This window comes from Shewanella surugensis, assembly GCF_023284005.1.
Classification (GTDB): Bacteria; Pseudomonadota; Gammaproteobacteria; order Enterobacterales; family Shewanellaceae; genus Shewanella; species Shewanella surugensis.
On the sequence record NZ_JAKIKS010000013.1, the window covers coordinates 37,324 to 57,220 of the forward strand.

The window sequence follows — 19,897 nt, forward strand, 5'->3', positions numbered from 1 at the left end:
GAGGAAAGCCTTTAACCGAATGGGTTAAAGGCTTGTTTGACATCAGGGTTTAAGCAGATTGAATAAATTCTAGGATTTGCTCAAAGGGAATATCTTGTTTTTCGCCTGTACGGCGATTTTTGTATTCAAATACTCCGTTATCGATATTGCGATCGCCGATGACAATCACATGAGGTATTCCGAGTAATTCCATATCAGCAAACATAACGCCAGGGCGCTCTTTACGATCATCAAACAGTACTTCAATACCCAATTCGTTGAGATCTTGGTAAAGTTTTTCAGCCATATCTTTCACGCGATGTGACTTATGCATGTTCATCGGTAAGATACCAACAGTGAAAGGGGCAATCGCTGCCGGCCAGATAATACCGCGATCATCATGGTTTTGTTCAATGGCGGCGGCAACAATACGACTGACACCAACACCATAACAGCCCATTAATAACAGCTTAGATTTTCCATTTTCATCGAGTACGTTGGCGTGCATAGACTCTGAATAATGAGTGCCTAATTGGAAAATATGACCGACTTCAATACCCCGTAATAAGGCAATATTGCCTTGACCACAGGGGCTGGCTTCACCTTCAATAATATTACGTAAGTCAGCGGTTTGAGCTTGAGGTAAATCGCGCTCCCAATTGATCCCAATTAAGTGTTTATCGTCTTTGTTTGCACCGGCGGCAAAATCACTTAGGATATTGACACTGTGATCGATAACAATTGGCATGTTCAACTGAACAGGACCTAAAGAACCGGGCCCAGCACCGATTGTGGTCCGGATCTCAGCTTCTTCAGCAAAGGCTAGCGGGGCAAGTACAGCCTCTAATTTTTCAGCTTTAACTTCGTTAAGTTCATGATCGCCACGGATGAGTAAGGCGACAAGTGGCTCTGCTTCATTCGCCCCTTTGACAATAATGGTTTTAACGGTTTTTTCAATCGCGATATTGTGCTCTGAGACCAATTCGGCAATAGTCTTGGCATTGGGCGTATCGAGTTCAGTTAATGCGGCTGTTGGTGATTGTCTTTCTTCAGTCGGCATTGGTGCTTGGGCTTTTTCTATATTAGCCGCATAATCACTTTCTGTTGAATAAGCGATTAAATCTTCACCGCTGTTTGCAAGAACATGAAATTCATGGGATAGGCTACCACCAATTGAACCCGTATCGGCGAGTACTGGACGGAAAGAAAGATCCATACGCGATAAGATATTGGTGTAAGCAGTAAACATGGACTGATAAGTCTCATCCATGCTGTCTTGATCAAGATGGAAAGAATAAGCATCTTTCATTAAGAATTCACGTGAGCGCATGACACCAAAGCGAGGGCGAACTTCATCACGGAATTTAGTTTGGATTTGATATAAAGTTAATGGTAATTGCTTGTAAGAATTGACTTCTTTACGAACAATATCGGTAATGACTTCTTCATGAGTGGGGCCTAAGACAAAGTCGCGATTATGGCGATCTTGAAAACGTAATAGCTCAGGACCAAACTTTTCCCAACGACCCGTTTCATTCCATAGATCGGCGGGTTGTACCATCGGCATAGAAATTTCGATAGCGCCCGCTTTATTCATTTCTTCTCGGACAATGGCTTCGACTTTACGCAGTACTTTGAGCCCAGTAGGTAACCAGCTATACAGGCCTGATGCATTTCTGCGGACCATGCCTGCACGTAACATAAGTTGATGGCTGATGACTTCAGCATCTGCTGGGATTTCTTTTTGTGTAGATAGTAGGTACTTGCTAACTCGCATTACCGATGTCCATGTTAAAATGTAATTAGGCGACATTTTATCACTTAGCCTGCTGATGTCACCAAATGAATATGGGATTATATAAAATATTCTTTGGGTGAGTTCAAAAGGGTGAGCCTTGAAAGAAGCCGCTATTGCGCTTTGTCTCGTCGATCACCTATTTTTTTCGCGGGGTTCCCTGCCATAATCGCATAAGGTGGCACATCTTTGGTCACAATGGCTCCCATACCAATAATGCTATGATCGCCAATATTAACCCCATCGACGATACCTGCTTGTGCGCCAATCCAGACGTCTTTTCCGATAATGATCCCCTTAGAGCTGACACTTTGTTGGTATATGGCTTGCTGCATACTCATCCCATGGTTAAAGGCATAAATAGTGACATGATTGGCAATGCGCGTTTGATCGCCAATATGTATACCAGCGCGTCCGCCATCGAGAGAGCAACCATGATTGATGGCGACTTCACTGCCTAATGTGATAGGACCATGAAGAAAACTATCCGCGGCAATCATACAGCGATCGCCAATACTGATATCTCGACCCGGTTCAGCAAAGAGATGTGCTTGTGGAGCAATAAAGCAATGTTGGCCTATTTTGATGGTTTCAACGGCTTTTAAGTGTGACTGGATATGTTCTTGCCAGGGGAGTGCCCACTGTTTATGTTTGTCCTTGAGTGAGAAATAGAGCCAAGGCATATACGATAAACGCTGTTTGTGCTGGGTTTGATAATCCGGTTTTTGGATCGTCTTAAGGTTAAAGTTAAGTCTGGGTGTTGGCGGTATCGGCATCATTTCATTCCAATGACTAATTAACAGGGTATTGTAGAGGGGATGATGTCTGTAACCAAAATACTGTCTTTTTTGATTTGCCAGAGAATGTCTAAATCATATAAAGCGACTTGATATAACTTAGGGTCCAATTTTGCTTTTTTATAAGCGGGTCTAGGATCTTGCGCTAATACTTCTTCAATTAAATGACGTAATTGTTTATATTCTTGATATTGAGTGAGTTGCTGTATCGCCGTGGTTGAAAAGGTCACCTCAACCGCTGTTGGAGGCTGTTGTGCTATTCCACCGATGGCATTTTCTATTGCATCAGAGAACGGAATATAAGGTTTGATATCTATAATGGGCGTCCCATCAAGTAAATCCATCCCCGAAATTTCAAGACAAATGTTACCTGATTGATTATGGATCCCATGCAGTTTGACGACAGACTGTCCAATACCATTGGGCCTGAAAGTCGAACGCGTTGCAAAAACGCCTAATTTTTCATTTCCACCTAAACGAGGAGGCCTAACCGTGGGCTTCCATCCTTGAGCTAAATTCTCATGGAAACAAAAAAGTAGCCATAAATGAGAATATTGTTCGAGTCCTCGAACAGCATCAATTTGATTGTAAGGTTTTGCAAGTTCTACAAAACCTTTTGCTGATTTAACTAAGCCTGGTTGTCGAGGGATCCCAAATTTTTGCTTATAAGGTGTACGGCAGTAAGCAACTGCTTCAATTTGATTGGTAAAATGCATGGGTATTTCAAACTCTATTATTTTGTCTATGTCGATGTTTTTATGGCTTGACCTATGCATAATGCACTGCTGAAACAACCTGGTGTTGGCTCTGTTATGAGTACGCAGTTTTTAACCATTAAGCCATTAGCATTTTTATCAGCGGCAGCCCGCCTCGCTTCGGTTCTAGCATCTGCAATCGTCACGGGCACACCATTTTCTGTAGTTTGACATGCTTGCCCTTCGACTAAGCCCTTTATTTCATACTTGCCTAAAGGTTGCTTATTGGCTTCATAAACGGTGACCTCAGAAGGTTTAAAGTAATCTTCAATAGCATCACTATTGAGGTTGCTATTGAAGGTGTAATTACTGTTACAAGCGCTAAGAAGCAAAATAAGCGCAATTGACGTTATTATTCTCATGTGGATAGGCCTATCGTCAAATGTTGAAGTGAAAAGTGATAATCTAAAATGCCTTGCTGATCCGAACTTACAGTCTCTTGTATGATTGAACTGAAACTCAACGAAAAATTGAGTTTTTTGAAGATGTCTTTATTTTAGCGCTAAAAATGATTTTCAGAAAGCCGTAAATTAAAAAAGGTGTATGAAATGAGCATAAGAAAGAAATTATCTGTCTATTGAGTCATTTATTAAGGGACATTGAGAGGGCATAATCTATGATGATGCTTAGGTTATCAATATAAGTAAGCTTCATTACGTCGAGCCTATGAGTGACTGATAAAAGGTGGGTTTTATTTTACGTTTGCTTACAAAAAATAGATCTCATTTCGTTGGAATATGGAAAATAGCCAATATAAAATGAAATGATTAGGTCAAGTTTTGGCATCTTCTATCTTTCGTTGTTCAAAGGTGTCTTTACTAACTCTTTTCAAATTAAACTGATTTAATTTTAAAACGTAGATAAATAATATAAATGAGAAATATTGCATTTTTAATGAAGGGCTTTTAGTGCATTAATGAAGAATATTTGGTTAATTCATTATACTTGTTATGTAGAGTAAGGCAAATATTGTTAACGGGAGGACTCTCTTAAGTGAAGATTAATACACTTTAACTCTACATTAGTATTATTCGTAATATCACTCATTTTATTATACGAATGAATAATAGACTAATCAATATTAAAATACTTGAAAGATTATATAGACGCCTTAATTAGTGAAGAGTTCAATTAATAAAAATTATATTTATAATGTCAAAAATAGACAGTATAGAATGCGCGGAAAAGATAATCTATCAGAGAGTGCTTTAATTTTAATTCCAATAATTTTAGAATGTTAAGTGATTTTTTAAAAGTATAAACGCTAGAGGGACCGAGTAAAATGACTCAGAATAGTTTAGTTACTCAATGGATTAAGCATCCTATGTATAAAAAAAGCCCAGTCATTCTGGGCTTTTTTATTTAGAGAATAGCTTTCTTTTTAAATAAGGAAATCTTCCATCTTGCCACCATTGTCTAGTTTCGCTTTAAAAACAGTAGGCATACGACCTTGGCCTGTCCATGTTATTTCTTCACCGTCCACATTGATTTTATATTTGGCCGGGCGAGGAGCTCGTTTTTTCGGTGCCGATTTGATTGCTGCGCCGCCAATATCATCGATTGATAATCCAACAGCTTCCATTTGCTTGCGGATTTCTTCAATTTTAGCATTGCGTTCAGCCATCGCTTCACTTTCTGCTTCAGCTTGAGAAGATTTTTCATCAATGACTTTCTCAAGTTTATCGGCAAGCTCTTGAAGCTGCTCTAAGGTCAATTCCTTTACTGCTGCTTTAAATCGACGTCCATGTGTTAATATATCTAGAAATTCGCTCATAGTTATTAAGATCCAATCCAATGTAGAAAGTTTTTATATTCAAGTACGAATAATAGAAACTATTTAGCTATGGATCAAATAAATATTGCAATAAATGAATATTATTTGGTTTTTAAATAAAAAAAATGCTTTTTTAATGTTTTTTTAACTAATTTGTTGCTGTTGTGTGGATATAAATTAAACATAAATAAAAACGATCGTTTGAATCGAGTTGACGTTAACGTTAACAGCAAGTAAAGTGAGGTGTGACATTGATAGCCATTTAGTGGTGTGTGGCGTTCATTTATTCCAACCTAAGCGAGCTATATATTCAACTTATTTAGGTATATTTATTCAAACCATATTAAAGAGACGTAAAGGAAGCCTTATGAAAGTATTGGTACCAGTAAAACGTGTCGTCGATGCTAATGTGAAGGTCAGAGTTAACACTGACACCCACCAAGTCGATACCGCGAATTTAAAGATGGCGATAAACCCTTTTTGTGAAATTGCTGTAGAAGAAGCGGTTCGATTGAAGGAATCAGGCAAGGTTCAAGAGGTCGTCGTGGTCAGTATTGGTACTAAAGCTGTTCAAGAGCAGTTACGTACGGCATTAGCATTAGGTGCTGACAGAGCGATTCACGTAGAGACTAATGATGAGTTAGTGGCTCTTTCTATCGCAAAAATATTACATGCTGTTCAAGAAAAAGAGCAGGCAGAGTTGGTCATATTAGGTAAACAGTCGATTGATGGTGATAATAATCAAACGGGGCAAATGTTAGCCGCACTGGGTAATATGCCACAAGCGACATTTGCGTCAGAAGTCGTGCTTGATGGGGGCTGTCTTACTGTGACGCGTGAAGTTGATGGTGGGTTGCAGACGTTAAAGTTATCGCTTCCAGCCGTGATCACTTCCGATCTTCGCCTAAATGAACCACGTTATGCCAAGCTACCTAATATTATGAAAGCGAAGCGTAAGCCATTAGAGGTCATTACTCCAGATTCTTTAGAGGTGAGATTAAAACAGCACCAGACTATTTTGAAAGTGGTGCCTCCAGCGCAGCGCAGCGGTGGTATTATTGTAAAATCGGTTGATGAACTCATTGAAAAACTGAAAAATGAAGCGAAGGTGATCTAATGGCCATTTTAATATTAGCAGAGCATGATAACGTCAGTTTGAAATTAGATACAGCAAAAGTGGTTGCTTGTGCTCAAGCGATTGGCAGTGAGTGTGATGTGTTGGTGATTGGATATGAATGCCGACAAGTTGCTGAAGAGGCGCAGAAGCTTACGGGTGTTAGACAAGTTATCTATCTTGATGCTGTTGAATATGCAAGTCATTTAGCTGAAAATATATCTGAATTAATGGTTGAACTTGCTGTTGATTATGAGCATGTTTTAGCCGCGGCCTCAAGTGTGGGGAAAGATGTCCTGCCTCGCGTTGCGGCTCTCTTGGGCGTGGCTCAAATATCAGAAGCCATTGAAGTCATTGCCGCTGACACTTTTGTTCGACCTATTTATGCGGGTAATGCGCTAGCGACAGTACAGAGCCATGATAATAAAAAGGTGATCACAGTGAGGTCAAGTGCATTTGATGCTGTGGCAATGGATGGGAGTGCATCACTGCTCATTTTAGATAACATTATTGCCCCAAAAGTTGAATTTATTTCTCAACGGCTAACAGAGTCTGAACGTCCTGAACTCGGCAGTGCTGCAGTTATTGTTTCAGGTGGTCGAGGCATGGGGAGTGGGGAGAACTTCGCAATATTAGAACAACTTGCTGATAAGTTAGGTGGGGCAATAGGGGCTTCACGTGCAGCGGTTGATGCGGGTTTTGTGCCGAATGATCTACAAGTCGGGCAAACGGGGAAAATTGTCGCGCCAGATCTTTATATTGCGGTAGGCATTTCAGGCGCTATCCAACATCTTGCCGGTATGAAGGATTCAAAAGTGATTGTTGCGATCAATAAAGATCCTGAGGCACCTATTTTTCAAGTGGCTGATTATGGACTCGTTGCCGATTTATTTGAAGCTGTACCAGAGATGATTGCCTCCGTTTAAAAAAGCTCAGGCAATAAATAAAATCAATACTTGCTTATCATAATTGAACATTGTACTTTTACACGGCTACAAAATGTGACTAAGATCACGAAAAGTGGCAAAAGGCTCGCTCCCTTTCGCCGCTTGTGCTTTTATGTGGCGCGTGTCAATTTGCAGTGGGTTGTTGAGGTTAGTTAAGTCGCACTGAATTCAGAGCTAATGAAGAAGGTTTTCTTTCAGAATACTCACTCATATGTTGTTAGATATTGATAACATTATCGACAAGAGTACATTAGCTTTATTCACATAGTTTACTTATCAGGATGAGAAGTAAGTTCATATTGATTTAACGGATATGGCTATGATGTGCGACTAAGACAGGATAGGTGCTAAACCCCATCAGTTCAGTTGTCCTCCATTTGTATTTAGCGAAGAAGATAAATGACAATTATAAGCTATGCCGATTCGGCTCTCTCTTTGCTGCCGCCTGTGGTAGCAGTAGTGTTGGCGATGATTACTCGCCGTGTATTACTTTCTCTTGGCCTGGGGATCCTTATTGGAGGCCTTCTTTTAACAGATTTTTCCATTGTTGGTACAGGTCAATATTTAACAGCTAAAGTCACCAGCCTTGTTTGGAATGATGGTGCGTTAAACAGTTGGAATTTGTATATTCTTGGTTTTCTTGTGTTATTGGGCATGATCACGGCGCTAATCACCGTCAGTGGTTCAGCCAGAGCGTTTGCTGAGTGGGCAAGAAAGCATATTCGTAATAAGCGTGACGCAAAATTATTGACCATCTTTTTAGGGTGCGTCGTTTTTATCGATGATTATTTTAATAGCTTAGTGGTGGGAAGTGTCGCTAGACCATTGACTGATCGATACTATGTATCTCGTAGTAAACTGGCATATATATTGGATTCAACTGCGGCTCCCGTTTGTGTCATATCGCCTGTTTCAAGTTGGGGCGCTTATATTATCGCACTAATAGGCGGTATATTAACCTCTCATGGTTTTGCTGATACTGGTCATTTAAGTATCTTTGTTCAAATGATCCCAATGAACTTTTATGCCATTTTCGCCCTATTGCTCCTTATTTGTGTTGCGTTAATGGGACTGGATATTGGCCCCATGCGGGAGCATGAACTGAATGCTCAAAAAGGTAATTTATATGATGAGTCTAAAGGATTACCGCCAGGCGCCGTTTCTGATTTACCTGAAGCCAGTTCAGGCAACATATTAGGTTTGTTTTTACCGATATCCGTATTGGTATTGGCGACATTTTATTTTATGGTGAGTAGCGGTGGAGAAGTCCTTGCTGCTAAGGGACTTGATTTTAGCTTTATTGGTGCGTTTGAAAATACCAATGTGGGTTCATCACTCTTTTTGGGTGCCGTTGTGGGTCTAGCTGTGACGTTAATCATGAGCGTCGTACAAGGGATTGACAAAAAAATGATTATTAAAGGGATGAGCATGGGCGCTCGTTCTATGTTACCCGCTTTATATATTTTGATGTTTGCTTGGACGATTGCAGCCGTTATTGGTCAGCTAGAAACGGGTAAATATATGGCGAGTTTAGCTACGGGTAATATCCCTTTTGAAATGTTACCCGCTGTTTTATTCGTGTTAGCAGGATTAACGGCTTTTGCGACAGGGACCAGTTGGGGAACATTTGGTATTATGTTGCCAATTGCAGCCGATATGGCAATGGGAAGCCATAGTGCGATGATGCTTCCTATGCTTGCTGCTGTGTTGGCGGGGGCTGTTTTTGGGGATCACTGCTCACCTATTTCTGATACCACTATTTTATCTTCCACTGGTGCGGGTTGTCATCATATTGATCACGTTATAACGCAATTACCTTATGCGCTTATCGTGGCTGGGATCAGCTTCGTGGGTTATTTAGTATTAGGTTTTACTGGCTCTGTGACAATTGGTTTTATCACCTGTAGTTTTCTTTTTGTGATTAGTGTTATCTTACTCAGAATGAAGTCAAATCAAGGGCGTTATTAGAGGTGATTATTGATTGTTGAACAGTAAGTTTATACTCACTTATTGTTAAGTCTTTGATATTATTGAATGCCGTGATCAGGATGTTGATTACGGCATTTTTATGTATTTTTATCACATAAAAAGATGCGAAATGCTTTCATGATACGTCTTTAAATTGAAGCCATTTGATAGGCGGTGCAACGATCATTGACAATGGATTTGGGTATAGGATCACTCTACTTTGTGTTTCAGGTTAGTTAGGAATATTTTTAAACAAGAAGGATGAAAAGTTTGGCACAGCTTTATTTTTATTATTCAGCAATGAATGCGGGTAAGTCGACATCTCTATTGCAATCATCCTATAACTATCGAGAAAGAGGCATGAATACGCTGGTGATGACAGCCTCTATCGATGACCGATATGGCGTGGGCAAAGTGGCATCAAGGATTGGGATAGAATGTGAAGCACAGATATTTAATCATGCTGATAATTTACTCTCACTTGTTAAACAGCAGCTTGAGGAGTCATCACTGCATTGTATTTTAGTGGATGAATGCCAGTTCTTATCCAAAGAGCAAGTTAAGCAATTGACTAAAATAGTGGATGATTTCGATATTCCCGTTTTATGTTATGGGTTGAGAACGGATTTTCAAGGTGAATTATTTGTGGGGAGTCAGTATTTATTGGCTTGGGCTGATAAACTGGTTGAACTGAAAACCATTTGTCATTGCGGTCGTAAAGCCAATATGGTGTTGAGGCTCGATGGCGAAGGAAAACCTATTAGTGAAGGAAAGCAAGTGGCTATTGGCGGTAATGAAAGTTATGAGTCGGTTTGTCGAAAGCATTTCAGAACCTTGATTTGGGAGTAGGCTTTGATTTAAATCGGTCAATTAACTGTTGAGCGTAAACTTAAGCGCTTAGTGAGAGTTTGAGACTAATGGATTAAATTATCCTAGGGTAGGGGTTTTGTTGTAAGACGTTAGGCTAGTGTGAGTAAATAATGACTCTGTTTGTCAATTTAAATCGTTTACCGCTATGCGAACTTCATCACGGACTTGATCAATGGCGGCGATAACTTCCTGCACACTGCTGTCGTTGTCTGATATTTTTATCATAAAAATTGGCATAAATGATGGATTCCAGTTCGGCTAGTTGGAGTAACAGTTCAAAACTGGCTGATCGAACTGTAGTATTGTGTTCGCTGATTTCCATCCTCCAGACATTATAACTAAAACCTACTAAGGCAAATAGAGCACTGAAAATAGCGGTTAGTTGAAAGATAGTCGCTTTGGGTTGAGTTTTCATTCGCTTTCCTTCAATTGTTATAGAATATGAACATAGAGCAACTAGGTTATCTGCTCAAGAAGACCGTCATGGATGACGGGAATGTCATTAATGCAGGAGCAATTAACGACCTTACCTAAACGTTTTTAATGCCAGTCGGATCCTGCATCTTCAATGAGCTTGAATAAACATGAAACCTAAGTATGGCCAATTAGAGCTGCATGATGATGTTTGAATGAAAGCCGTGGCGTTATGAATATTGTTAACATGTAATAAATGTTTGCTTGTTCGTTCTGGAGAGTGCTTGTTAAATATTCAATTGGGAATTTTTGGTCAAAAAACTGAGTAAATTTACTCATTTTTATCAACTTTATTGTCAGTTATAGTGTATGATGTTCGGCGTTTAACAGAGTAGAAACACTCGTTACGTTGGGATAAAATCAGATGTTAATATATGGTTTATTCATGTGAGACTTTTTACGTTCTGAGACGAAGTTGAGTGTTAACTACGTTAACTATTACATACAAGCCGTCAGGTGTTAATTGCTTGATAATAAAGGATTAGTGGCGTTATGGAAGCCGGAATTCATAGGCGGTAGCGTGTCTGTCACTAATTTTTTAGATTAAAAAGACTAAACTTAAGGTCACAAGGATTTGACAACTATCCATTAAAAATCCCCATTAAATAGTGGCTTAACCATATATCATTTAACGGCATTATTGAACTAGCGGTTAAGTTAATATATACCAATATTTGAGATGACTATTTCAAGACTAATCCTCTTCAACAGTAGTGTTCTTCAAACAGCTTTAAACATAGCTAATGGCCAGTGTTCGTACCTAGCGACCCATTTTAAGAGACGAATTACTCCCCAGTAATCCTCTCATTCTTATTCTTAATTTCAAGTTATTAATCATGAATAGTTTCTCTAAGTTAATTTTAGTTGGCCTAATGTCAACATTTATCGTGGCTTGCGTTACACCAGGTCAGCATTTAAGTACTTCAGGTAAAAATGCTATTAAGGATAAGTCATCAAGCAATAAAGAGGCCGATTTCGACTCTTTAGTCAATGTTTACCAGTTAACGCCCCGTTTTGTTAATCAATACCGAACACCTGAACCTATTGCCGCTGTAAATCTTGCGATGGATGAAGAAATTGCTAATTATCAATATCGCGTTGGGCCGGCCGATATTCTTAATGTTACCGTTTGGGACCATCCTGAGTTAACTATTCCAGCAGGATCATACCGGAGTGCCACTGAATCGGGTAACTGGGTGCACACCGATGGCCGTATTTACTATCCTTATATTGGCTTTGTGACCGTTGCAGGTAAAACCGTGGTTGAGATACGCGATGAAATGTCGACTCGTTTGGCTGAATATATTGAAAGTCCACAAGTGGATGTCAATGTGGCTAACTTTCGATCGCAAAAAACTTATGTAACGGGAGAAGTTGATAAGCCAGGTAAGCAAGCGATCACCAATGTGCCTTTAACTCTACTTGATGCCATTAATCAAGCGGGTGGATTAGCCGAGGATGCAGATTGGCGTAATGTGACCTTAACTCGAGATGGCGAAGAGACAAAGGTCTCATTATATGCGCTGATGCAAAAAGGCGATTTAACTCAAAATAGGTTACTGCAAGCTGGGGATATTATTCATGTCCCCAGAAATGATGGCCAAAAAGTATTTGTCATGGGAGAAGTGAAAACCCCTAAAACGATTATTATAGATAGAGCGGGTATGAGTTTAACTGAAGCCCTGAGTACTGTTGGCGGCCTAAATCAAGAGAAATCTGATGCGACGGGTGTGTTTGTAATTAGAGCCAATAAGTCATTAATGGCTTCTGTGAGTAACGGAACGAGTGAAAAAGTCGGGTTAGGAGGCAATAATATTAGTGATAAATCGATTGCGAGTATTTATCAGTTGGATATTTCCGATGCGACTGCCATGGTTATCGGTACGGCTTTTGAAATACAGCCCTATGATATTGTTTATGTCACTACTGAGCCTATTTCTCGTTGGAATCGAGTCATGAATAATCTATTGCCAACGATTGTTGGTATTAACTACTTAACACAATCATACAATAGGACTCTTTCTTGGTGAACATTACCTTGGGATTAGAAGTTTGGCTAAAAATAATTTCGATACAGATTACTTTTGATAAGAACTATTTTGGTAACAAGCATGTTTAATAAAATTTTAGTAGTGTGTGTGGGTAATATTTGTCGTTCGCCATCGGGGGAGTATCTGCTTAAAAAATTATTGCCCCATAAGCAAGTGGATTCCGCGGGCATTGCCACAGAAAAAAGTCGCTTATCGGGCAAGCCTGCCGATGCCATGGCAGTACAAATAGCCAGTAAAAATGAAGTTAATTTAACGCCTCACAAGGCTCGTCAATTGACTGCTCAGTTATGTCAAGAATATGATTTGATTCTAGTGATGGAAAAAGGCCACATCGACGCGGTAACGAAGATCTCACCATCCGCCAGAGGAAAAACCATGTTATTTGGCCAATGGATAGGGCAACAAGATATTCCGGATCCCTATAAATTAAGTCAAGAAGCGTTTGAGTATGCTTACGAACTAATAGATAAGTCGGCGAATACTTGGGCTGAAAAAATAAAGTAAAGAACCTCTTTATTTTAATTGAAAGATAAAAGTCAATTAAAATGGAAGTTAAATAAAATAATCAGTTATAGGCATATTCCTTATTAATAATATAGTGAGTTTATCTTTTTATGACAGTGTCACAAAACCTACCTAATACATTATCAGAGTCGAGTGATGAAATTGATTTAGCAAAATTATTCGGTACCTTATTAGATCATCGTTGGTTAATTATAGGTATTACAGTTTTTTTTATGCTGATAGGTATCGCTTATGCTTTATTAGCCACGCCGATATATAAAGCTGATGCCTTAATTCAAATAGAAGAAAAAAGCTCAGGCATGCCGGCTTTTGGTGAGATGGCTGACATGTTTGCCAGTGAGTCATCTGCGACCACTGAAATTCAAGTGATCCAATCACGAATGGTGCTGGGGAAAACCGTCGATAAACTGGATTTAACTACAGTAGCTAAGCCTAAATATTTTCCTGCTATTGGCAAGGGAATGGCTAAAATCATGGGAGATAATGATTCTATTGATATTAGTCATTTTAATATACCACAAGTGTTATATTTAAATGTGGAGTTTGTTAACTACAAATTAACAGTAACTAACCCTGAAATTGGGACCTATGAGCTATTTGATAGCCACGATAATCAGATATTAACGGGCCGAGTAGGAGAACTAGCACAAAAAGGCGATTATCGCTTATTTGTTGCCGATTTACAGGCCAGTCAAGAGATGAGTTTTACGCTTCAGAAGCGCTCTCGCCTCGATGCTGTGATTTGGCTTCAAAGCCACTTAGCTGTTTCTGAACAAGGTAAAAAAACGGGGGTTTTACAATTATCGTTTACGGGGGAAAATCGAGTTCACATAGAAAACATTTTGAATAATATTAGCCAAGATTATTTTTTACAGAATGTTGAGCGAAACTCAGCTGAGGCGGAAAATAGTCTTGCTTTTTTACAGCAACACTTGCCAGCGGTAAAAACTGAGTTAGTACAAGCTGAAGAAAAGCTGAATGACTTTAGACAAGAAAATGACTCGATTGATCTCGGCTTAGAAGCTAAATCGTCATTAGAAGTTATGGTGAAGCTAGAGGCACAGTTGAATGAGTTGACCTTTAAAGAGAGCGAGATATCTCAGTTGTTTACCAAGGAGCATCCAGCCTATATATCTTTAATGAATAATAGACAAACGTTATTAAACGAACGTGAGCGTTTGAATAAAACTATTCAGAAGTTGCCCAAAACTCAGCGTGACATTTTACGGATGATGCGTGATGTTGAAGTCAATCAAGAACTGTATTTGAAATTGTTAAATAAAATACAAGAGCTTAATATTGTTAAAGCCAGCACTGTAGGTAATGTAAGGATTTTAGATAAAGCAGAAGCATACACCAGAGCGATTAAACCTAAAAAAGCTTTAGTGCTTATGTTAGCGACTTTATTAGGGGCGATGTTAGGCATTGGATTAACGTTATTAAGAGCTGCATTACATCGAGGAGTGGAAAGCCCAGAGCAGATTGAGCAACTTGGCCTACCTGTCTATGCCAGCATTCCAAAATCAGATTGGCAAGCGGGCATCGATATTCATCTTAAGCGTAAGAAAAAGCTCAAAGAATATGAGGCCTTACTTGCTGAAACTAATCCAGCAGATTTAGCCATTGAGGCATTACGAGGTTTGAGAACCAGTCTTCATTTTGCCATGATGGAAGCTAAAAATAATGTAGTAATGATTTCAGGACCGGCTCCTGGGATTGGCAAGTCTTTTGTGTCGGTAAACTTTGCCGCAGTGTTAGCTAAAACAGGTCAAAAGGTATTGATAGTCGATGCCGATATGCGAAAAGGCTACCTTCAAAGACAGTTCAACTTGAAGTCCGATGATGGACTGTCTGATTTATTATCGGGCAAGCTTGAAATAAAAGAGGTGGTTAAATCATCGGGTATTGAAAATTTAGATATCGTCACCCGCGGCGCAGTGCCGCCAAATCCATCAGAGTTACTAATGCATCCACGATTTGAAGACTTTGTGACTTGGGCAACGAAAGAGTATGACATAGTGCTTATTGATACCCCACCGGTGTTAGCGGTAACCGATCCCAGTATTGTTGGCGCATTAGCGGGTACCACATTATTGGTTGCACGTTTTGGGGTCAGTTCTGTGAAAGAAATTGAAATTGCTTATCGTCGTTTCGAGCAATCAGGCATTAATGTCAAAGGCTTTGTATTGAATGCGGTGGAGCAAAAAGCTAGAAATGCTAATGAGGTATACTCTTATAGTTACGAGCCTGTGAAATAGGGTGGGTTAGTAGTGTCTGATCTTATTAATTATTTATTTAGAGTAAGTTTAGAATAAGTTCAGAGCAGATAATGATATTAAGTATGGTTAAGGATAGAAGTGTGAAAATTCTTGTGACCGGCGGTGCCGGGTTTATTGGTTCCGCCGTTGTGCGCCATATAATAAAAAATACTCATGACAGTGTTATTAATATTGACAAACTCACTTACGCGGGAAATTTAGAGTCATTATTTAGCGTTGAGCATAGTGATCGCTATCATTTTGAGCGAGTCGATATCTGTGATCGTTTAGAGCTCGATCGTGTATTTAGTGAATATGAACCTGATGCGATAATGCATCTAGCCGCCGAGAGCCATGTAGATCGTTCTATTGATGGCCCCGCAGCTTTCATTGCAACCAATATTGTCGGCACTTATACTTTATTGGAAGCGACGCGGTATTATTGGAATAAGTTAACTGATGATAAGAAGAAAGCTTTCCGATTTCATCATATTTCAACCGATGAGGTTTACGGTGATTTAGAAGGAACGGATGACTTGTTTACAGAAACGACTTCTTATGAACCAAGTAGCCCCTATTCTGCATCGAAAGCGTCGAGTGATCACTTAGTGCGAGCATGGCAACGCACTTATGGCTTGCCAACATTAGTCACAAATTGTTCCAATAACTATGGCCCATATCATTTTCCTGAGAAGTTAATTCCATTAACTATTCTAAATGCATTAGAGGGTAAACCATTACCCGTTTACGGTAATGGCTTGCAAATACGTGATTGGTTGTATGTGGAAGACCATGCTGGTGCTCTCTATAAAGTGGTGACAGAGGGAAAAATTGGAGAGACTTATAACATTGGTGGCCACAATGAAAAAGCCAATATTGAGGTTGTAAATACAATTTGTATATTACTTGAAGAGTTGGTACCCAATAAGCCTGAAGGGGTGAATGAATATCAAGAGTTGATTACTTATGTGACAGATAGACCTGGTCATGATGTGCGTTATGCAATTGATGCATCTAAAATAGAGCGAGAGTTGTGTTGGAAGCCAGAAGAGACATTTGAGTCGGGCCTACGCAAAACGGTCGAATGGTATTTGAATAATAAAACTTGGTGGAACCGAGTACTGGATGGTTCATATACAGGGGAGCGTTTAGGCACAGTAAAAGAAGGGGGAGCATTATAATGAAAGGTATTATTTTAGCTGGTGGATCAGGTACAAGGCTTTATCCACTGACTCGTGGAGTCTCTAAACAGCTACTTCCTGTTTACGATAAACCCATGATTTATTATCCATTGTCGACACTAATGTTGGCTGGAATAAAGGATATTTTAATAATTACCACGCCAGAGGATAATAGTATTTTTAAGCGCTTATTAGGTGATGGTAGTGATTATGGCATCACATTAACTTATGCAGTACAAGAAAAGCCTGAAGGTTTAGCACAAGCCTTTCTGATTGGAGAAGATTTTATTGGTGATGATAATGTTTGCTTGGTGCTGGGTGATAATATTTTTTATGGACAATCCTTTAGCCATACATTGAAAAAAGCCGTCGAACGCAAGAGTGGTGCAACAGTTTTCGGTTATCAAGTGAAAGATCCCCAACGGTTCGGTGTTGTTGAGTTTGATGATAATTATAGAGCTCTTAATATAGAAGAAAAACCGACTGAACCTAAGTCTAACTATGCGATTACCGGACTCTATTTTTATGATAATCGAGTGGTAAATTTTGCAAAAAAAGTTGAGCCATCAGAGCGTGGTGAGTTGGAAATAACCAGTATTAACCAAATGTATTTGGATAATGACTCACTTAATGTTGAGCTGTTAGGCCGTGGTTTTGCTTGGTTAGATACAGGGACTCACGAAAGTTTGCATGAAGCTTCTTCATTTGTGCAAACAATAGAAAATGTTCAAGGATTAAAAGTTGCTTGTTTAGAAGAGATAGCCTATAGAAATGGTTGGTTAACTGAACATGATTTGCTTCGACTATCACAACCTATGTTAAAGAATGAATATGGTCAATATTTAAAAAAATTAGTTTTAGATAAAAGTTTACTATTAGTGAAAAGAGTTTCTTAATGCGCGCGTTAATTACAGGAAAAGATGGTCAAGTCGGTACTCATTTAGTTAAACTGCTTTCTACCCAAGAGGATGTCATTCTATTGGCCTTAAACAGTCATGAACTGGATATTACAAATGAAAGTTTAGTTAAGAAACACATTGCCGATTTCAAACCTGATATCATATTTAATGCAGCGGCTTATACCGCCGTCGATAAAGCAGAGAGTGATATCGAATTGGCTTATCAAGTGAATGCTAAAGGACCACAATATTTAGCCGAGGCAGCGACTCATATTGGAGCTGCGATATTACACATTTCAACAGACTATGTGTTTAATGGCGATAAAGACGGCGCATACACAGAGTGTGATCTAACTGAACCACAAGGCGTTTATGGTCAAAGCAAATTAGCGGGTGAAGCTGCAGTCGCTAAAGCTTGCGATCGTCATATTCTATTGCGTACCGCTTGGGTTTTTGATGAGAATGGCAATAACTTTGTTAAAACCATGCTGCGTTTAGGTGCAACTCGCGATGCGTTGAGTATTGTTGGCGATCAATTTGGTGGCCCAACCTATGCGGGTGATATTGCTATTGCGCTAATTAAAATCGCGAAGCGTATCACTCAAGGTGACGTCGTTGAATACGGTGTTTATCATTACTCAGGTTTACCCCATGTGAGTTGGCATGAGTTTGCTGAAGTCATTTTTAATATGACTGTAGAGCAGAACATTATTGCTAAAAAACCTAGCTTAACCAGTATCACTACCGACCAATACCCGACACCTGCAAAACGCCCGCACAACTCTCGATTAAGTACCGACAAAATCACGGATGCTTTTTCTGTGGAAGCGAGTGATTGGAAAGCTGCGTTAAATAATATTCAATCGTATACAGGATAAGTAAGATGAAAGTAATAGATACTCTTATTCCTGATGTGAAAATTATAGAGCCAAGCGTATTCGGTGACGAGCGTGGTTTTTTTATGGAAACTTGGAATCAAAAGCAATTTGAAGAATTAGTAACAGGTAAGCCTACTGTATTTGTTCAAGATAATCATTCAAAATCGAAGAAAGGAATTTTGCGTGGGCTGCACTACCAAACAGAAAATGCACAAGGAAAATTGGTTCGCGTAGTTTCTGGGGAGGTGTTTGACGTTGCAGTAGACATTCGTAAAGATTCAACAACGTTCGGTCACTGGGTTGGTGAATATTTATCTGCTGAGAATAAGCGTCAGCTCTGGGTGCCAGAAGGCTTCGCTCATGGATTTTATGTGACCAGTGAGCAAGCTGAGTTTGTCTATAAATGCACTGACTATTATAACCCTAAGCACGAGCATGTTTTATTATGGAATGATGAATTCTTTGATATTGATTGGCCTTTAGATGGAGGCCTTCCAATGCTATCTAATAAAGATACATTGGGGAAAAGGACTGAAATTATATTAGGAAGGAATCAAATTGAATTATAAACTAATTGATTTCAATGTTGTTGGGGATCATAGAGGTAAGCTTGTCGCCTTAGAGTCTTTGGACTTAATACCTTTTTCTATAAATAGAATATACTATATATATGATACTAAAGAAGGTATTTCTCGAGGTTTTCATGCTCATTTAGATCTAGAACAAGTCGCTGTTTGTGTTAAAGGTAGCTGTGATTTTATACTAGATAATGGTGAAAATAGAAAGATAGTACACCTAGATTCGCCTAATACAGGCTTACATATTTTTGGTATTACTTGGCGTGAGATGCATAATTTTAGTGAAGATTGTGTATTACTAGTTATAGCTAGCGAGAAGTATGATGAGTCAGACTATATAAGAGACTATAATAAATTTAAAGGAATCGTCGAAGATGGTAAAGAAAAATAAAAAGCTTGTTATTATTGGTGCAGGTGAATTCGCTGCAATTGCATTTGAATACTTTACACATGATTCAGAATATGAAGTTTGTGGTTTTTCTGTAGACAGTGAGTATTTGAATAGTGATGAATACTTAAGCTTGCCAATTGTAGCACGAAGCAAAATATCAGAATTATACCCTTCAGAAGAATATGATGCATTTGTAGCTATTCCTGCTTCAGAGTTAAACTGCCTTCGAGAAAGATTATATCTTGAAACTAAGGCGCTTGGTTATACTATGGCCACATATATCAGTTCAAAAGCATTTGTTTGGCGAAATGCAAAAATTGGTGATAACTGCTTTATATTTGAAAATAATACGGTGCAGCCATTTGTAACAATAGGAAATAATGTGGTTTTATGGAGCGGTAATCACATTGGGCATCAAACTGAAATATGCGATAATGTTTTTGTTTCATCTCACGTTGTAATATCTGGATATTGTAAAATTGGCAGAAACTGTTTCCTAGGTGTCAACTCTACTCTAAATGATGGAACTGAAATGCCAGAATTTAGTATTTTAGGCTCTGCTAGTTTAGTAACTAAAAAGCTGAAAGAAAAAGAAAAGATATATGTAGGTAATCCTGCAAAACCTTTCACTAACAAAAGCGCACTATCTGTAAAACTCTAAGA

Annotated in this window: 19 protein-coding genes; 13 read left to right on the forward strand and 6 right to left on the reverse strand. The window is 39.1% G+C overall.

Going from position 1 to position 19,897, the window contains the following annotated elements:
• Positions 1–49: 49 nt before the first annotated feature.
• The 5 genes from L2764_RS05115 to L2764_RS05135 form a co-directional block, all read right to left on the reverse strand.
• Entirely contained in the window at positions 50–1,756 is a 1,707-nt protein-coding gene (locus L2764_RS05115; protein ID WP_248939159.1) for a proline--tRNA ligase, read from the reverse strand.
• A 131-nt stretch (positions 1,757–1,887) separates the two neighbouring features.
• Complete coding sequence (locus L2764_RS05120) at positions 1,888–2,550, reverse strand: acyltransferase (protein ID WP_248939186.1); 663 nt, start codon at positions 2,548–2,550, stop codon at positions 1,888–1,890.
• A gap of 20 nt (positions 2,551–2,570) precedes the next feature.
• On the reverse strand, positions 2,571–3,287 hold the full coding sequence (gene tsaA, locus L2764_RS05125; RefSeq protein ID WP_248939187.1) for a tRNA (N6-threonylcarbamoyladenosine(37)-N6)-methyltransferase TrmO: 717 nt from the start codon (positions 3,285–3,287) through the stop codon (positions 2,571–2,573).
• 26 nt (positions 3,288–3,313) lie between these two features.
• Positions 3,314–3,688: an Rcs stress response system protein RcsF gene (gene rcsF, locus L2764_RS05130; RefSeq protein WP_248939160.1), complete on the reverse strand. Its 375-nt coding sequence runs from the start codon at positions 3,686–3,688 to the stop codon at positions 3,314–3,316.
• 1,019 nt (positions 3,689–4,707) lie between these two features.
• Positions 4,708–5,100 (reverse strand): H-NS histone family protein, encoded by a 393-nt coding sequence (locus L2764_RS05135; RefSeq protein ID WP_248939161.1) that lies wholly within the window; start codon positions 5,098–5,100, stop codon positions 4,708–4,710.
• Positions 5,101–5,467: 367 nt separating this feature from the next.
• Here L2764_RS05135 and L2764_RS05140 point away from each other — a divergent pair, with 367 nt between their 5' ends.
• The 4 genes from L2764_RS05140 to L2764_RS05155 all read left to right on the forward strand — a co-directional run bounded on the left by L2764_RS05140 (position 5,468) and on the right by L2764_RS05155 (position 9,978).
• Positions 5,468–6,217, forward strand: coding sequence for an electron transfer flavoprotein subunit beta/FixA family protein (locus L2764_RS05140; RefSeq protein ID WP_248939162.1), 750 nt, complete (start codon positions 5,468–5,470; stop codon positions 6,215–6,217).
• Positions 6,217–7,140, forward strand: a complete 924-nt coding sequence (locus tag L2764_RS05145; protein ID WP_248939163.1) for an electron transfer flavoprotein subunit alpha/FixB family protein — start codon at positions 6,217–6,219, stop codon at positions 7,138–7,140. The genes L2764_RS05140 and L2764_RS05145 overlap by 1 nt, the downstream gene beginning before the upstream one ends.
• 420 nt (positions 7,141–7,560) lie before the next feature.
• Positions 7,561–9,129, forward strand: a complete 1,569-nt coding sequence (locus L2764_RS05150; protein WP_248939164.1) for a Na+/H+ antiporter NhaC family protein — start codon at positions 7,561–7,563, stop codon at positions 9,127–9,129.
• 270 nt (positions 9,130–9,399) lie between these two features.
• Positions 9,400–9,978: a thymidine kinase gene (locus L2764_RS05155; RefSeq protein ID WP_248939165.1), complete on the forward strand. Its 579-nt coding sequence runs from the start codon at positions 9,400–9,402 to the stop codon at positions 9,976–9,978.
• A gap of 190 nt (positions 9,979–10,168) precedes the next feature.
• Here L2764_RS05155 and L2764_RS05160 read toward each other — a convergent pair whose 3' ends face one another.
• A complete protein-coding gene (locus tag L2764_RS05160) occupies positions 10,169–10,414 on the reverse strand; it encodes a hypothetical protein (protein ID WP_248939166.1) in 246 nt (81 codons plus the stop codon).
• A gap of 931 nt (positions 10,415–11,345) precedes the next feature.
• Here L2764_RS05160 and L2764_RS05165 point away from each other — a divergent pair.
• The 9 genes from L2764_RS05165 (at position 11,346) to L2764_RS05205 (ending at position 19,895) form a co-directional block, all read left to right on the forward strand.
• Entirely contained in the window at positions 11,346–12,503 is a 1,158-nt protein-coding gene (locus L2764_RS05165; protein WP_376708376.1) for a polysaccharide export protein, read from the forward strand.
• Between the two features lie 81 nt (positions 12,504–12,584).
• Positions 12,585–13,028 (forward strand): low molecular weight protein-tyrosine-phosphatase, encoded by a 444-nt coding sequence (locus L2764_RS05170; RefSeq protein WP_248939167.1) that lies wholly within the window; start codon positions 12,585–12,587, stop codon positions 13,026–13,028.
• 110 nt (positions 13,029–13,138) lie between these two features.
• Complete coding sequence (locus tag L2764_RS05175) at positions 13,139–15,307, forward strand: polysaccharide biosynthesis tyrosine autokinase (protein WP_248939168.1); 2,169 nt, start codon at positions 13,139–13,141, stop codon at positions 15,305–15,307.
• A 101-nt stretch (positions 15,308–15,408) separates the two neighbouring features.
• Positions 15,409–16,488 carry a dTDP-glucose 4,6-dehydratase gene (gene rfbB / locus L2764_RS05180; RefSeq protein ID WP_248939169.1) on the forward strand — a complete coding sequence of 360 codons (1,080 nt, stop codon included), beginning with the start codon at positions 15,409–15,411 and terminating at the stop codon, positions 16,486–16,488.
• Positions 16,488–17,384: a glucose-1-phosphate thymidylyltransferase RfbA gene (gene rfbA, locus L2764_RS05185; protein WP_248939170.1), complete on the forward strand. Its 897-nt coding sequence runs from the start codon at positions 16,488–16,490 to the stop codon at positions 17,382–17,384. The genes rfbB and rfbA overlap by 1 nt, the downstream gene beginning before the upstream one ends.
• Positions 17,384–18,265, forward strand: coding sequence for a dTDP-4-dehydrorhamnose reductase (gene rfbD / locus L2764_RS05190; protein WP_248939171.1), 882 nt, complete (start codon positions 17,384–17,386; stop codon positions 18,263–18,265). The genes rfbA and rfbD overlap by 1 nt, the downstream gene beginning before the upstream one ends.
• 5 nt (positions 18,266–18,270) lie before the next feature.
• Complete coding sequence (gene rfbC, locus L2764_RS05195) at positions 18,271–18,834, forward strand: dTDP-4-dehydrorhamnose 3,5-epimerase (protein WP_248939172.1); 564 nt, start codon at positions 18,271–18,273, stop codon at positions 18,832–18,834.
• Positions 18,824–19,234: a sugar 3,4-ketoisomerase gene (locus L2764_RS05200; RefSeq protein WP_248939173.1), complete on the forward strand. Its 411-nt coding sequence runs from the start codon at positions 18,824–18,826 to the stop codon at positions 19,232–19,234. Before rfbC ends, L2764_RS05200 begins: the two co-directional genes overlap by 11 nt.
• Positions 19,218–19,895 carry an acetyltransferase gene (locus L2764_RS05205; protein ID WP_248939174.1) on the forward strand — a complete coding sequence of 226 codons (678 nt, stop codon included), beginning with the start codon at positions 19,218–19,220 and terminating at the stop codon, positions 19,893–19,895. The genes L2764_RS05200 and L2764_RS05205 overlap by 17 nt, the downstream gene beginning before the upstream one ends.
• Positions 19,896–19,897: the final 2 nt, after the last annotated feature.

Bases quoted from the DNA above. Each gene is read 5' to 3' on its own strand.
- L2764_RS05115 (WP_248939159.1), bottom strand. From the start codon at position 1,756: ATGCGAGTTAGCAAGTACCTACTATCTACACAAAAAGAAATCCCAGCA.
- L2764_RS05120 (WP_248939186.1), bottom strand. From the start codon at position 2,550: ATGCCGATACCGCCAACACCCAGACTTAACTTTAACCTTAAGACGATC.
- tsaA (WP_248939187.1), bottom strand. From the start codon at position 3,287: ATGCATTTTACCAATCAAATTGAAGCAGTTGCTTACTGCCGTACACCT.
- rcsF (WP_248939160.1), bottom strand. From the start codon at position 3,688: ATGAGAATAATAACGTCAATTGCGCTTATTTTGCTTCTTAGCGCTTGT.
- L2764_RS05135 (WP_248939161.1), bottom strand. From the start codon at position 5,100: ATGAGCGAATTTCTAGATATATTAACACATGGACGTCGATTTAAAGCA.
- L2764_RS05140 (WP_248939162.1), top strand. From the start codon at position 5,468: ATGAAAGTATTGGTACCAGTAAAACGTGTCGTCGATGCTAATGTGAAG.
- L2764_RS05145 (WP_248939163.1), top strand. From the start codon at position 6,217: ATGGCCATTTTAATATTAGCAGAGCATGATAACGTCAGTTTGAAATTA.
- L2764_RS05150 (WP_248939164.1), top strand. From the start codon at position 7,561: ATGACAATTATAAGCTATGCCGATTCGGCTCTCTCTTTGCTGCCGCCT.
- L2764_RS05160 (WP_248939166.1), bottom strand. From the start codon at position 10,414: ATGAAAACTCAACCCAAAGCGACTATCTTTCAACTAACCGCTATTTTC.
- L2764_RS05165 (WP_376708376.1), top strand. From the start codon at position 11,346: ATGTCAACATTTATCGTGGCTTGCGTTACACCAGGTCAGCATTTAAGT.
- L2764_RS05170 (WP_248939167.1), top strand. From the start codon at position 12,585: ATGTTTAATAAAATTTTAGTAGTGTGTGTGGGTAATATTTGTCGTTCG.
- L2764_RS05175 (WP_248939168.1), top strand. From the start codon at position 13,139: ATGACAGTGTCACAAAACCTACCTAATACATTATCAGAGTCGAGTGAT.
- rfbA (WP_248939170.1), top strand. From the start codon at position 16,488: ATGAAAGGTATTATTTTAGCTGGTGGATCAGGTACAAGGCTTTATCCA.
- rfbD (WP_248939171.1), top strand. From the start codon at position 17,384: ATGCGCGCGTTAATTACAGGAAAAGATGGTCAAGTCGGTACTCATTTA.
- rfbC (WP_248939172.1), top strand. From the start codon at position 18,271: ATGAAAGTAATAGATACTCTTATTCCTGATGTGAAAATTATAGAGCCA.
- L2764_RS05205 (WP_248939174.1), top strand. From the start codon at position 19,218: ATGGTAAAGAAAAATAAAAAGCTTGTTATTATTGGTGCAGGTGAATTC.